Genomic DNA, 14,341 nt, shown 5'->3' with positions numbered 1-14,341 from the left:
ATCCTCTGTTGGTGCCACCTATGCGGCATGGGGGTCTATCCCGAAAAGAGATTTGGGCTATAAAGGCCGATTCATGTAGCATTACATGGCATGGACCTGCCGATATTATTATTACCAGTTCATTCAATTCATACCTATGGCAAATATATCGAGATTAAAGGGAGGGGAGTGAATGCACGGCGGCATCCACCACGCTGGGGTCGAATTGTCTGCCGGATTCTTTTAATAGGATGCCGACAGCTTCTGAAGGGGATAATGTCTTTTGGTATGGTCTCGTCGAAGTCATGGCATCGTATGCATCAGCTACGGCGATTATGCGTGAACATAGGGGGATTTCATCGCCTTTGAGCCCGTGCGGATACCCTTTGCCATCATAACGTTCATGATGATGACCGGCAATCCAGGCTACATCTTCAAATCTGGTTATAAGACTCAATATCTCAATGGTCAACGAGGCATGACGCCTGATCAATGAGATCTCCTCAGCAGCCAACGAGCCTTTCTTATCTAGGACAGACCTCGGCACTGAAACCTTGCCGGTATCATGGAGCAAAGCGCTGGCCTCGAGCAGCTGTAGCTCTCTCTCCTTGAGCCCCATCTGCATCCCGATAATGAGGGAATAGCGGGCGACGCGTTCGGAATGGCCCGCGGTGTATTGATGTTTCGCATCGATGATCTTCGCAAAGATGGTGAGAATGGTCTTCAGGGGTCCACGCCTACAAGTAGGCTCTATTGAAGGCATCTGATGGCGCATCTGATTGACGAGATCTTGGAGCCCTTCCGGGTTCACGAGCGCAGAAAACCGCCCATCTGAATCAGAGGATACGATGTCAGCTATGGCCCTGACAACGAGAGGAGAAAGCTCTTCGCCTGAACGCGCTTCAAATCTACGCAAGACCTCTGATCTCAAATCACGCGGATCTCCGGAGATTTTCTCACGCACAATGAGATCAAAAACATCGGCAGCCCGTATAATCTGGGCGCCTAGTGAAATCTCATCCCCCGCCTTCCCCGCAGGGTATCCGATTCCATTCCAATACTCATGATGTTCCAAAATCATCCTGGAGGCCGCTTCCATACCAGGAAGCTCCAAGATGATCTCTGCTCCTCTTGCTGGATGCGCGATTATTTCCGGAACCGCTAATTGGGAGGCTAAAGTCGGATAATGGATCATGTGGTCACTCAAACCTGCGGCTCCGATGTCGTGCAATAACGCCGCATAGAAAGCTATAGGCAGCAACTCTTCCGAGTCATGGGCAACGGCCCTAGATGCAAAGCCAGTGAGGGCAGCTACCCTCCATCCGTGATAGAGCTTCCTTTCCTCCTCTACGTCCATTACCATTGACAGGGCTGCCACCAAGTCAGAAAATAGCTTTTCGTCGCACTGAAGAAAAGCCCCATCCCCGCTGCAACATTCTTCGCCCGCCCTGTCTTGAACCTCTATGTCTGCCCTGCCATGGACATCTCTTTTCGCTTCCTCTATAGCCAATTTCCCTGCTCTCTCCTCTAGGAAGTCCGGGCCGCCTCGAGGTTAAGGGAATGGCCGACCTCGGGATATCCAACCGCCGGATCATTCCCAAGGATATCAGGATCGTTTTCTAGCACATCTAAGAAAACTTCTACGACGTATGGGTCGAACTGTGTCCCTGCATTTTTCCTGAGTTCATCCATGGCGTCCATCCGGCTCGCGGGCCGTCGATATGGACGCCTGCCAGTCATGGCATCCCATGCATCTGCCACTGCCACAATCCGGGCTTCCAGTGGAATCGCGTCCCCGGCGAGACCTCTTGGATATCCCTTCCCATCATATCTTTCGTGATGATGCAGTATAATGTTCCTTATCATAGAACGAGTGCCATCGTCCATCGGTATGTCATCAATGAACTTCGCGCCACGCTCAGGATGTTTCTTTATTTCCTCAAATTCCTGAGCAGATAAAACCCGGGGGCTTTTCAGGATATCGTCGCTTATCTCCAATTTCCCGATATCGTGCAGGTAACATGCTTCGTCGAAGATATGCATCTTAGACCATGAATATCCGCAACGTCTTGCTATCCTTCTGCTGAAATAGGCCACCCTCTCCAAGTGGAGCATGAGATCAGGGTCCTTTGAATATGAGGTTCTGAGCAGCGCCTTGATAAGATTCAGTCTGTAGCGGGCATCTATATGGCCGAAGAGAGTCTGAGATCGCACAGCGCAAAGGACAATATATCCGGCCACAACCCCGAGGACCGAATAATTTAGATATAAATAGGTGAACAACGCCCCAAAGGCAGCACCTGGAATGATAGTCTTGGTCAGGGCCAGGGCATGACTGAGGTAGTTGTCCTCACTTCCGGTGCATGCACACTGAAGTGATTGGATGGCAATATAGAGAATTCCGATGGTCAAAACCTGAGCCGTGGCTGAAAGCATAAAGGTAAAGACCTCGGGCATCTTCCCCATGGCGAGGTGTAGGGTTAAAGCGCTCGCTACCGCTGCAGCGGACGAAATCCCGCGATTTAGAATAAAAAATGGCAGGGGGAATTTCATTTGTTCACGATCCACAGTGCCAAGGCAGGCAACGAGCCCAGCCCAGAAAGGCCCGAAAGCATATGCAATAGGCATGAGTATGGGGAGAGTCAGGAGAAAGATCGCATTTGAAGCATCTACGCCATTCGCTGAGTTATGTAACATCAGGATCAAGAATATCACAAGGTCAAGATCTGGTTTCGTAAACCAAAATTTACCAGCCAATGCTACAGATGCAAGTCCTCCAAGTCCAACGACCCACACAAGGAACGACAGCAATTTACGGCAAGTCACATGTCTCCCCCCTCTTCACTCGATAACCAGTCTGCTTTCGTGGGCACCGGCAAGGACCGACAAGGAATAAAGCCTGCCCGGCAAGGGGCTCACTCAAGAAACATCGTTTAGTGCATCGGCTTGATGATGACCATGTCAGCCAATGCTGTCGCGGCGTAGCTCAATGTAAGAGCCAGGGTGATGATAACCGCCCACAGCTTCTTCATCGTCCAAACCTCCCCCATTCAAGAATTTAGAACAGGTTCGGTTCGGTTGGCTGTCCGGTCCGGTCAGCCGGGCAGACTATATCATTATCGTTATCTACGGTGCAATCAGACTGGATTTGTAACCTTACGGTTTATGGCATCCAGGCAAGCTTTCACCACACTCAAAATCCTATCGCCCTTCTCTTCCGCAGCCCCTACAAGTTCAAATTTCTCATTATTGGGTAATGTGAGTAGAAGCTTGACCAACACAACCTTAGGTTGAGAGAGAGCCAGACTCACCTCGGCGATATGGATCAATTTCACCTTGCCGAGACCGGTAGCTTCAAATGCCTGCTTAAAGGCTTCAAAAGTACTATCGTCGAGCTTGTCCTCAACAGGTGCTTTCCCGGAAAAGTCCTTCCCAAGGTATCGGAATTCCACCACAACTTCGGGGACCGTGTGATAGCGAATATAAGCAGCCACCAGCTTTATCCTCGGACGAACCTTCACCATCACGATTCCATCCGGGGGTGGGGTACCCTGTTCATTCTTCGCCATATCTTCCGTGGCATCGCCAGACCCAGGTATGCTGGCAGTATCCTCACCAGTACAGGCACCATTACCAAGATTCACCAAGAAATCAGGTCCCTCGGTTGAGGCGGCAGAGTCTTCAGAATCACCTGAACCATGCTCCTCATATTCGAGTATCTTGACCTTGCGATAATCAAGCTCATGATTATGCTTGAGAGCCACGGTTCCAACAACGGATCTGACAAGTGACTTGATCTGTCGCAGTTTGGCTTTCTCATCTAGCCCCGGCTCGAAACCCGCCCAGACGAATACCTGATCGATCTCCTTATCAGCATTGAACACGACCTTACAGGAGCGCACTGAAGGAATGGCAGAAATAGACCTCTCTATCTCCCCTGTCATGCTGTTACCGCGACATAGCCCTTCTCCGCGGGCAATGCCACATGCGCGGTTATCCCCTTTCCATTTTTTAAAGCAAAATTTTCCACACCCTGACTACACATGGAAAAAGATTCGCCAGATTCTGCCGAATTCCTGCATGATCCTATTAAAGAAAAGATCAAACGAAGTCCCTTTCGATACAGGGAATCTATTCAATGAGGTCCCTTTCATCATGGGGAATCGATGAAGATACCGGTTGATGGCGGCCCAATTCAAGCATGCATTTACCATGTTCCCTGCAAGAGTAGCCATAACAGCGCCATATATGTGGAGGGCGGGGTTTGGGACAAGGAGATATGTGAGAAGAAGAGTCAGGAGGATCCCGACGATGTAATTCGATGTGGCAAGCCCTATAAGTCCAAGCCCCTGCATGATGCCGCCAGTGGTTATTCTGAGATAGATCATGGTCGAGCCAATGCTCAAGGCGATGAGAACGGGTGTAGCGTCCGGCGTATCAAAAAGGCGTTTGCAGATGAAATCGCCAGCTGATACGAAGAAAATTGTGGATATGAGACCGGTCAATATGGTTATCAGAATGGAATCCTTGATGCGCTCCCGAATGCGGGTCCAATCACCTGCCCCCCCAGCTCGGGATATGGCAGGGACCAGGTTCGAACTGAGGGAAAAGGTAAATACCGTAGGGAAGAAGACAACGGCCATTGCTATACCCTGGAAGCTTCCATAGACGGCCGTAGCCTTCCCTATATCCAATCCGGCCATCATAAGACGCTCAGGAATCAAGACAGCCATCACCGCGCCGGAGAAAGATCCGGCGGCTCTAGCGCCCGCCACGGGTATCCCTATACCAAAGAGGCGCGTCATGATGGGGAGCGTCCCCATATTTTCCCCAGGCCTGGTCCCCGCTTCGCGCTTTATTGATTTTCGCCGGTCCCCGGGATATCTGCCATAAACATGCCATGCCCATGCCATCACTGCCAACCCGACGACCTCACCTATGGCCATTCCCAAGGCCAATCCAGCAGCGGAATATTCAACCCCATGGGATATAAGCGTGCTTGCGAGAACCACATTTGCCATACCTGAAGCGATGCGTTCTGCTATCTGACTGGCGGCAATCGGGGTCATCCACTGATATGCCTGCAGCAATCCTCTGAGAACAGATGAGACAGGAACGACAGCAAGTGCAGGGGAGATGGCCAGCATGATGGGGTATAATCTGATATCCCTGAGGATAGCAGATGATAGGGGGCGGGCAAATAAAATAAATGCCGACATTGCCAGGATGCCCGTGGCTATATTGACCAACACGGCAACATGCGCGATCCGCCTTGCAGAGGACTCGCTGTGCCGGCCGAGTTCTTCCGCCGAGAGCTTCGCCACAGCGACAGGTATGCCCGCGCTTGCCATGGACAGGATGAGCATATACATAGCAGAGACCCGAGAGAATAAGCCAATCCCCTCGGGTCCCATGATCCTCACCAATATGATCCTCACTGCAAAGCCAATAAACCTTGTAATTACACCACTTGCAGTCAAAATGAGTGTCCCTCTGGCCACTGATTCAGGGCGCATGAATTCATTCTCCCCGCCATGAGATGCTCCTGCGCGCGGGCAACCGGTGACCCGGCGCTACAGGAGATCTATATGCGCCCATCGATGCGATGATGTCATCCTCCGCCAGCGAACGTGGCACCGGGCCGGCGATGTCCCTCCAATGGACGCGACCTTGCTGCAAGTCGCTCTGTGATCCGAGGCCCTCGGGTAGTATGGCCTCGGATCTATGCCGCAAGGCGCCGGGAGCCTGGCGGCATTATTGCCAGATTTAGTGCAACTCCTTTAGCTCCCCTGTCTCTACATAGAATACCCTCTCGCCAATATTTGTGATATGGTCTGCGATGCGCTCCAGGTACCGCGCGATGAGAAGGAGATCCACTGCCTGATCCACGGTCTTGGGATCTCTCTTCATGAATTCGATGAGTTCGTCATGGAGACTTTTGTAAAGATGATCTACTTGATCATCATCTTCTATCATCTTATGAACCAAACTCAGATCGCGGCTTACAAAAGCATCGAGAGTCTCCCGTAGCATCTGGCGGACATACTGCTGGAGACGTGGAATATCTTCCAATGGCTTAAAAAGAGGCCTATCAGCAAGTTTCTTCGCTGTCTTGGCAATATCCACGGTATAGTCCCCAACGCGCTCCACATCTCCGGCGATCTTCAGCGCAGCAAAGATGATCCTGAGATCGCGCGCCGCAGGCTGTTGAGTCGCAATCAGACGAAGGCAGGTAGTCTCGATATCTAGGTTCAGCTGGTCGACCAGGTCATCCATATCGATCGTTTCATCAGCCAAAGCCAGATCGCGGTTGGCAAGGGCGATGAGCGCCTTGCCAAGCATCTCCTCAGCGATGGTTCCCATCCGGAGAAGCGAATCATCAAGCTCGGCGAGTTCGGCGTCAAACTTTTTCCTCGGACTCGACATAGCATATCCCCTCCATCAAAAACTCCTACATAGTCACCCAAGTCGTCCGGTGACATAGCTTTCAGTGCGTTTATCTGACGGCATGGTGAAGATATCTCCTGTCTTTCCAAACTCTACAAGCTCTCCATCCAACATGAACGCGGTATTGTCTGACGCCCTCGCCGCCTGCTGCATATTATGCGTAACGATGATTATCGTATAGCGCTGCTGGAGCTGTCGCATGAGATCCTCGATTCGCAAAGTAGATGCCGGGTCGAGCGCAGAGCAAGGTTCATCCAGCAGAATAACCTCAGGGCTCGTAGCTATCACTCTGGCGATGCACAGCTGCTGCTGCTGCCCCAGTGAAAGCCCCAGAGCGGATTTCCTCAGGTGGTCCTTCACCTCATCCCATAACCCCACCCCGCGCAAACTTTTCTCTACAAGCTCATCAAGGGTTGCCCTATCATTGACGCCATGCACACGAGGGGCACATGCCACATTCTCATATATGCTGAGCGGAAAAGCCGCAGGTCGCTGAAATACCATCCCCACCCTCTTTCGCAGCACGGTAACATCTGTATCGGGATCGTAGATGTCTGACCCGTCCAAGAAGACACGTCCTTCGATTCGGACTCCTGGGATTACATCATTCATGCGGTTCAAACACCGCAGAAGGGTGGACTTGCCACATCCTGACGGCCCTATCAAGGCAGTAATGGCGTTCTTGGGAAAACCAAGAGATATATCTTTCAAGGCCTTCATATTACCATAATACAAGTTAAGATGATCGATGTCTATCTTATTACCGCTTTCCATATATATTCCTCTCAAAAGTTACAAAGATTTTACGCTGCAAGGCAGGATATGATCAACCGAATTTCCCCGTTATATAATCCTCAGTTCTCTTATCCGAAGGGGAAGTGAAAATCCGTCCTGCCGGGCCCCGTTCAACCAGCTCACCCATGAAGAAGAAAGCGACTTCCCCTCCCACGCGGGCCGCTTGCAAGGGATTATGGGTCACCAAGACGACAGTGTATTGTTTGACAAGCTCATGCAATAATTCCTCGATACGCAGGGTTGAAATAGGGTCAAGCCCGGATGTGGGTTCATCCAACAAAATGATTTCGGGCTCAACAGCTAACACGCGGGCGATGGAAAGTCGCTGCTGCTGTCCCCCGGAAAGGCGTCCTGCATGATCATGCAACCTATCCTTCACTTCATCCCATAGAATAGCCGCCTTTAGAGCCCGCTCCACTATCTCCTGCAGCGCAGAATGCCTGCGGATCCCCCTTTTTCGTGGTCCATAAGCTACATTATCAAAGATGCTCATAGGAAGAGCGATCGGCAGGGCAAAGACCATACCAACCCTTCGCCTGAGATCTGCAACATCCACCTGTGGCCCGTAAATATCCTTGCCATCTATCAAGATCTTCCCTTTGACCGAAGTCCCGGGGATTATGTCCCCAAGGCGATTGAGCGTCCGCAAAAAGGTAGTTTTGCCACTTCCGGACGGGCCCATGATTACAAAGAGCTCATTACATTTTATTTCAGTGCTGATACCCTTCAGGGCCTGGAGATTACCATAATAAAATTCCAGGTTCTTTACCGAAACCTTTACCTGTTGAGAGGAGTCATCTGTTCTTTGCACCAAATAAGCCACTCCCATCACGACGGCTACCGGACAAAGGGGCGTCAAACAGTGCTCTTGGCCGAAAATCTACGCATCGCCCAGTATGCCAGGATATTGATAACAAGGATCACCACTATCAAGACTGCCGCGGTGCCGTACGCGTTCTCCATGGAAATTCCTTCGCGCGCCAGAATATAGAAATGAACCGGAAGCGTCCTCACTGGATCGAAAATCGAGGAAGGCACCCCAAGAGATGCCCCGGCAGTGAAGATCACCGCCGCGGTCTCACCAATCCCCCTGCCTATGGCCAGCACGATCCCGGTGACAATTCCCGGAAGCGCTGAAGGCAGGACCGCTCCTGTCACCGTTTGCCAGCGTGTCGCTCCCAGCGCATAGCTAATCTCCCGGTAAGCCTTTGGGACCGCGTTTATGGATTCCTCAGATGTTCGCACTATGGTGGGCAAAATCATCGCTGATAGAGTGAGCGCGCCTGATAATATAGACCACCCAAGACCCAGGTAAACTACAAAGAAGAGAAATCCAAAAAGCCCGAAGATTATCGAAGGTATCCCCGCAAGATTCTCGGTGCCAAAACGAACGACCTTGGAGATAGCGCCCTCATGTGTATATTCGGTAAGGTATATGGCGGTAGCTACGCCTATCGGCCCTGCGATCAAAATGCTGAGCCCGGTTACAGCTATGGTGCCAATGATAGCCGGGTAGATGCCGCCTGAACGCCCCATTTCCGCGGGTGACTCCAGTAGAAAACGCAGCGTCACCACATGAAGGCCATTCTTCAACACGTAAAAAACGATAAACACGAGCAGACCAATGGTCAACATGGTAGCAAAGAAGAATATCTTTGTCATGATTGAATCTCTAAGCTTCTCATTAGAAGATAAGACGCTCATCGGGCGGTCCTCCCCACAGCGATCCACCTCGCAAGAAGATTCAGAACAGCGATTATAACAAACAGAACGACACCTGTCGCAAATAGCGCCTGGCGATGATCACCCGCGGCATAGCCCATCTCAAGCGCGATATTGCTGGTGAGAGTTCTAACTGGTGATAGGATCGATTTTGGAATTATCGTGGCATTCCCTGCAACCATTATGACAGCCATTGTCTCACCCACAGCTCGTCCCATGCCAAGAATCACACCTGCAACTATACCAGGCTTTGCAGCCGGCAGCAGGACCATCTTGATAGTCTGCCACCTGGTCGCTCCTAGGGCAAGCATCCCATCCCGATATGCTTTCGGAACGGATTTTATGGCATCATATGATACACTGGTCACGGTGGGAAGAATCATGATCCCGAGAACTAGGGCGCCCGCCAACACAGAAAATCCGGGGCCGCCGAGGAAATCGCGAATAAATGGCACCAATACCACAAGTCCTATGAATCCATATACTACTGACGGAATACCGGCGAGCAGTTCGACAGCGGGCTTTAGTATGGCGCTCAGCCCTTCAGGTGACATCTCGGAAAGGAAGATCGCGCAAGCCAATCCCAGCGGAAGCCCTACCACCAATGCACCGGATGTAACCCATAATGACCCTATGATCATGGGGAATATCCCAAAGATTCCCTTGCTAGGCGACCATTTTCCGCCAAATATGAACTCCGGGATTCCTATCTTGAACATAATGGGACATCCTTCTTTAAAGATGAAGATCGTGATCAAGGCAAGCACCGCAATAGCAGACAGCGCTGTCACTAGCAGGATCTTCTCAATCACCTTCTCCAAGGGTCTCATCAGTCGTACCCGCCTCCTACCCTATCTGACTGGCACAAGTCCTTCCCGTGCGAGCTTCGCCTGGGCCTCCTTGCTGAGGACGAAATCGATGAAATCCTTCGCAAGTCCCGCAGGCTTCTCCTTCGACACAAACAGGAACGGCCTTGCTATGGAATACCGCCCCTCCGTGACCGCCTCCACCGTGGGTTCAACCCCATCAATGGCGAGCCCCTTCACCCTCGCGTTCACAAGGCCGAGGGAGATGTATCCGATGGCAGCCACATCGCCAGCTACCGTTTCCCTGACAGCGCCGTTAGAATCCTGAACTACCGCAGCTGGTGTGACGTCCTCGCCATGCATGACCATCTCATCGAATGAGCCCCTTGTGCCGGACCCCTCTTCCCTGGTGACCACATGAATTGGCTTGTCCATTCCCCCAACTTGGCTCCATCTGGTGAACCTGCCGGAGAATATTCCTCTCACCTGTTCAAGAGAGAGATCACTCAGGGGGTTTTTGGGATTCACTATGATAGCTATACCATCACGGGCGATCACGATTTCCTGCAAAGTCCTTTCCTCCGGCGCAAGATCACGCGACATGGCTCCAATGTCGGCCACCCCATTCATGGCAGCCCGAGCCCCCGCGCTCGACCCTCCGCCCTGAACATTGATCACAACTCCGCTATTGAGTTTCATATAATCTTCTGCCAGGAGTTCTGCAAAGGGCTGAACGGAGGTGGAGCCTGCAATGGTGAGAACCTTATGGGATGTTCCAGTCGATCCTGCCGGAGCTGGATTTTTGCCCTTACAACCGGACAGAACGAGGCTAAGGGCCACAAAGCATAGCCCCATGAAAAGAATAATGCCCCACATCTTCCTCATGAAACGGTCCTCCTACTTTTCTAGAAACCCGATAAACAATCGAAGCGATTTAAGCCGGCCCCCAAGATTACCAGTCTGTATTTTAGCATAGTCCAGCAGGAAATTAAACCTCTCATAAAATTTCATTAAAATGCGGCCCATGGATTGAAGGAGATCAAGGAGAAAGAGCGAATTATCCCTGAAAAGGAGGCTTCTCGCATTGGTGACGATTCGAAAGGCTAGAATTACTGATGTAGAAAATATTCAACAATTAGTGAATAATTATGCAGACAAGGGACTTATGCTGCCGCGATCGCTCAGCATGCTTTATGAGAGTCTTAGGGAATTTATGGTCGCCGAGGATATTAATATATCGGAAAACGCTGATGGATCGCGAAAGCCAGAGATATTGGGCACAGGAGCGCTCCATGTTATCTGGAGCGATCTTGCTGAGATACGCGCTCTGGCAGTAGCCCCGCATAAGACCGGGACGGGGATAGGAAGAAGGCTCGTTGAGAGCCTCTTAGCAGAGGCCAGAGATCTTGGGATACCATATGTCTTTGCCCTGACCTACCAGCCTGTCTTCTTCGAAAAATGCGGTTTTACACGCATCGAAAAGGAACAGCTCCCGCAAAAGGTCTGGAAGGATTGCATAAATTGCCCGAGATTCCCTAACTGTGATGAGGTGGCTTTGATAATCAAGATACCCGAAATCAAGACGCATCCCGGCAATGGAAAGACTTTCGCTGACGCGATATTTCCTCCAAAAGGAAATCGTCCGGTGAGCTAACGCCGGACGATTTCCCTAGATACACTAGCTTATTGCTTGACGTTTTGTATATTGCCAGTTGCCCGCTCTTTCTGTGTCGCTCATTCTCCCAAAGGAACTGGGGACAAAGCCCCGATGGTGAAGTAATCGAAGTATTCTTTGGCCACCCGCTTTATGTCCGCTGCTGTAACCTTTTCAATGAGCTCAGGATATTTCTGATCATATTCATATCCGAGTCCCAACATCTCATATCTGCCCAAGAAAGAGCCCTGGGCAGAATTGGTTTCGTGGCTCATGATATAGATGCCTTTCACGAACTTCTTCGCCGACATAAGCTCATCGGGGCTCACTTCCTCCTTCATGAGCTTTTCGAACTCAGCTATCATCCCATCCCTTGCGGCCTTATAATTTGCGGGAGCAGTCGCCATGAAGGCGAAAATGCACGAGGGCCCAGCTTGCCGTAAATATCCAGAGCTCACAGCATAGGCAAGCCCCTTCTTGTCCCGAAGCTCCACAAAAAGCCTGGAACTCATGCCCGCGCCCAAGATAGTATTGAGCACATCCATTGCCGGGGCGTCTTCGTTGAGAATGTCAGGTCCAGGATATCCAAGGACAAAGAATAGGGCCTGAGTATTCTTTTGCTTATATGACTCTATATTCCCCGCCTTGGTGGAAAGCGCGACCCTGGCAGGCTCCAGGGGATTCCCCCGGGGGAGTTTGCCAAGGCTATCGGCGAATAGCCTCGAGACCTCCGCGGGGTCTACATTCCCCACCACTGTGATCACCATATTATTGGGCACATATACCTTCCGGAACCAATCCACAAGATCCTCTCGTTTCAGAGCTGACACAGTCTCCAAAGTCCCTGTCGGGAGGTATGCATATGGATGGTCTCCATAGAAACTTTTCAGGAAGACTATCAATGCAGCATTGAATGGCTGATCCTCCATGGTAGCAATTTGTTGCAAAAGCATACTCTTCTCCTTCTCCACCTCTTCCTGGGGGAAGGTAGGATTTTGGAGAACATCGAGAAATACCTTCATGGATCGCTCGAACCCCTCGCGGGTGGTGAGCAATACTACATTTCCATAATCATGGCTGGCGCTTGCTCCAATATGAGCGCCCACTGATTCCGTCTCGTTTGCGATCTCTTGCGCGCTTCGGGAAGTGGTTCCCATTGTCAACACTCTCTGAGTCAGCGTCGATAATCCTGCCTTCTGGAGGGGCTCATACATAAGACCCATTCTCACAAAGACATTGACTGCCACCACTTCATTTGCCGGATTTGGCTTGACGAGCAGGGTCAAACCATTATCGAAGACTGTTTTAGAGATAGAGGCATGAGTTCGGGCAGAATCCGCGGAATCCTTCGCACAGGAAGGCAAAGCCAAAATCAATACCCCCAAACCTAATATCATGGCACACAGGAGGAAAACCATGGGGCGGGGTTTTACATTACTTCCAAGGACCCTAACCGCGTTCATCATCTATTTCACCCCCTGAGGTTTTACTATTGAGAGAACATACCCCGCCGGATCGAGATATTCCCTGGCGACTCGCTGGACATCCTGGGCTGTGACTTGCTGAATTCTCGCCTCATATTCAGTAGCATCTTCAGCGCTACCGCTCACTTCAAACTCGCCTAACAGAGAGGCTATGCCCGCATTCGTCTCAGAAGCAAAAGCGAAACTACTTCTGACAATGGCCTTCGCGCGGGAAAGCTCCTCTGGCGTTACTCCTTTATCTCTTATGCTTTTAAGCTCACGACGAACTTCCTCCTCCAGGGTCGAGATGTCGGTATCCTTGGTCTGCATATAGATCGCGAACATCCCAATATCCTGGAGAGGCTGGTACCCTGCGGAAACAGCGTTAACCAGCTTCTTGTCTTCCCTGAGGCTCTGGTAAAGCCTCGAACTCCTGCCGCCACCGAGTATTACCCCAAGCACCGTAAGGGCGGGCGTATCCTTTGCAGTCTTTGAAGGGCCGGGGAAGCCGAAATAAAGATATGTCTGGTCTACATGCTTTTCCGCCTCGACCCGCTGTATCTCTTTGAGCCTGGGAATCTCAAAATGAGCCACAGGCTCTATTTCCCTGGGCTTAAAATCCCTAAACAAGGACCTGACCTTGCTTATCACCTTTTGCGTATCAACGTCCCCGACTACTATTACGGCCATGTTGTTTGGGACGTAATACTTCTGATGATACTTTAGGAAGGTATCGCGATTGATGCTATTGAGAGACTCAACAGTCCCCAGCACATCATTAGCATACGGGGTTCCAGCGAATACCTTTTGATAAGCCATCCATCCCAATTTACTCTGCGGATTATCCTCTTGAAGGCTTCGTTCCTCGAGTATCACCTTTCTCTCGCGTTCTATTTCAGTTGGGTCGAAAGTTGAATTCATGATCGCGTCAGCCTGCACGTCGAGGGCGAAGTCTATCTCCTCGCTGGGAACTACGACGAAATAGTGGGTAGTATCAAGCGATGTCATAGCATTGAGGTATCCACCCATAGACTCGATCTCGCGCGCTATCTGCCCGACTTTGCGCTTTTCCGTGCCCTTGAAAAGCATATGTTCAAAGAAATGGGATATGCCCGAGTCCGCCGGATCCTCATTTTTAGCTCCTGTCCCGACCCAGATATCCACCGCAGCTATTGGGGCCGAGTGGACTTCTTTCACAACCACGGTGAGCCCATTCTCCAGGACCACCTTTGTATATGGAATGAGCGGAGAACCGGGCCTGACGCCAAATGCTGGTACTGCCATGGAAAACATCATCCCCAAAACCAAAATGAAGAACACCGCCAATCGTGATTTCAAACGACCATCCCCCACTTTCCAACATCATTGAGCCTGACCATATCTGTTTCAACACCTTTGACGTCCAACCAGGCCTCAATACTTCACCAGAATAAACCGGCAATGTAAAAACCCTGTTACGTGGTTAAGCGCGCCTG

At 51.0% G+C, this 14,341-nt stretch carries 13 protein-coding genes; 1 reads left to right on the top strand and 12 read right to left on the bottom strand.

The features are described 5' to 3' along the window. Positions 1 to 154 precede the first annotated feature (154 nt). The 10 genes from HPY52_11955 to HPY52_11910 form a co-directional block, all read right to left on the bottom strand. Positions 155 to 1,489, bottom strand: a complete 1,335-nt coding sequence (locus HPY52_11955) for an HD domain-containing protein (protein ID NPV80966.1) — start codon at positions 1,487 to 1,489, stop codon at positions 155 to 157. 17 nt (positions 1,490 to 1,506) lie between these two features. After that, positions 1,507 to 2,805 carry an HD-GYP domain-containing protein gene (locus HPY52_11950; protein ID NPV80965.1) on the bottom strand — a complete coding sequence of 433 codons (1,299 nt, stop codon included), beginning with the start codon at positions 2,803 to 2,805 and terminating at the stop codon, positions 1,507 to 1,509. A 311-nt stretch (positions 2,806 to 3,116) separates the two neighbouring features. Then, positions 3,117 to 3,923, bottom strand: a complete 807-nt coding sequence (locus HPY52_11945) for a hypothetical protein (protein ID NPV80964.1) — start codon at positions 3,921 to 3,923, stop codon at positions 3,117 to 3,119. Positions 3,924 to 4,016: 93 nt separating this feature from the next. Next, the gene (locus HPY52_11940) at positions 4,017 to 5,495 is read right to left on the bottom strand and encodes a polysaccharide biosynthesis protein (GenBank protein ID NPV80963.1); all 1,479 of its coding nucleotides are present in this window, start codon (positions 5,493 to 5,495) and stop codon (positions 4,017 to 4,019) included. Between the two features lie 250 nt (positions 5,496 to 5,745). Beyond that, positions 5,746 to 6,405 carry a phosphate signaling complex protein PhoU gene (gene phoU, locus HPY52_11935; GenBank protein ID NPV80962.1) on the bottom strand — a complete coding sequence of 220 codons (660 nt, stop codon included), beginning with the start codon at positions 6,403 to 6,405 and terminating at the stop codon, positions 5,746 to 5,748. Positions 6,406 to 6,438: 33 nt separating this feature from the next. Further along, positions 6,439 to 7,200, bottom strand: coding sequence for a phosphate ABC transporter ATP-binding protein (gene pstB, locus HPY52_11930; protein ID NPV80961.1), 762 nt, complete (start codon positions 7,198 to 7,200; stop codon positions 6,439 to 6,441). Between the two features lie 52 nt (positions 7,201 to 7,252). Continuing rightward, on the bottom strand, positions 7,253 to 8,050 hold the full coding sequence (gene pstB, locus HPY52_11925) for a phosphate ABC transporter ATP-binding protein (GenBank protein ID NPV80960.1): 798 nt from the start codon (positions 8,048 to 8,050) through the stop codon (positions 7,253 to 7,255). Between the two features lie 26 nt (positions 8,051 to 8,076). Then, complete coding sequence (gene pstA, locus HPY52_11920; GenBank protein NPV80959.1) at positions 8,077 to 8,883, bottom strand: phosphate ABC transporter permease PstA; 807 nt, start codon at positions 8,881 to 8,883, stop codon at positions 8,077 to 8,079. Positions 8,884 to 8,921: 38 nt separating this feature from the next. Then, entirely contained in the window at positions 8,922 to 9,773 is an 852-nt protein-coding gene (pstC, locus tag HPY52_11915) for a phosphate ABC transporter permease subunit PstC (GenBank protein NPV80958.1), read from the bottom strand. 21 nt (positions 9,774 to 9,794) lie between these two features. Continuing rightward, positions 9,795 to 10,634: a phosphate ABC transporter substrate-binding protein gene (locus tag HPY52_11910; GenBank protein ID NPV80957.1), complete on the bottom strand. Its 840-nt coding sequence runs from the start codon at positions 10,632 to 10,634 to the stop codon at positions 9,795 to 9,797. A gap of 202 nt (positions 10,635 to 10,836) precedes the next feature. On the opposite strand from HPY52_11910, the gene HPY52_11905 reads away from it, so the two are divergent. Continuing rightward, a complete protein-coding gene (locus tag HPY52_11905) occupies positions 10,837 to 11,403 on the top strand; it encodes an N-acetyltransferase (GenBank protein ID NPV80956.1) in 567 nt (188 codons plus the stop codon). A gap of 80 nt (positions 11,404 to 11,483) precedes the next feature. On the opposite strand, the gene HPY52_11900 is transcribed toward HPY52_11905, so the two are convergent. Together HPY52_11900 and HPY52_11895 are read right to left on the bottom strand one after the other, a co-directional pair. After that, positions 11,484 to 12,869, bottom strand: a complete 1,386-nt coding sequence (locus HPY52_11900; protein ID NPV80955.1) for an insulinase family protein — start codon at positions 12,867 to 12,869, stop codon at positions 11,484 to 11,486. Further along, positions 12,870 to 14,204, bottom strand: coding sequence for an insulinase family protein (locus HPY52_11895; protein NPV80954.1), 1,335 nt, complete (start codon positions 14,202 to 14,204; stop codon positions 12,870 to 12,872). Positions 14,205 to 14,341 lie beyond the last annotated feature (137 nt).

The organism is Bacillota bacterium (assembly GCA_013178415.1).
Taxonomy (GTDB): Bacteria; Bacillota; SHA-98; order Ch115; family Ch115; genus Ch115.
The sequence above is the reverse complement of the archived record's forward strand: the minus strand, read 5'-3'. Positions and strand labels throughout refer to the sequence as shown.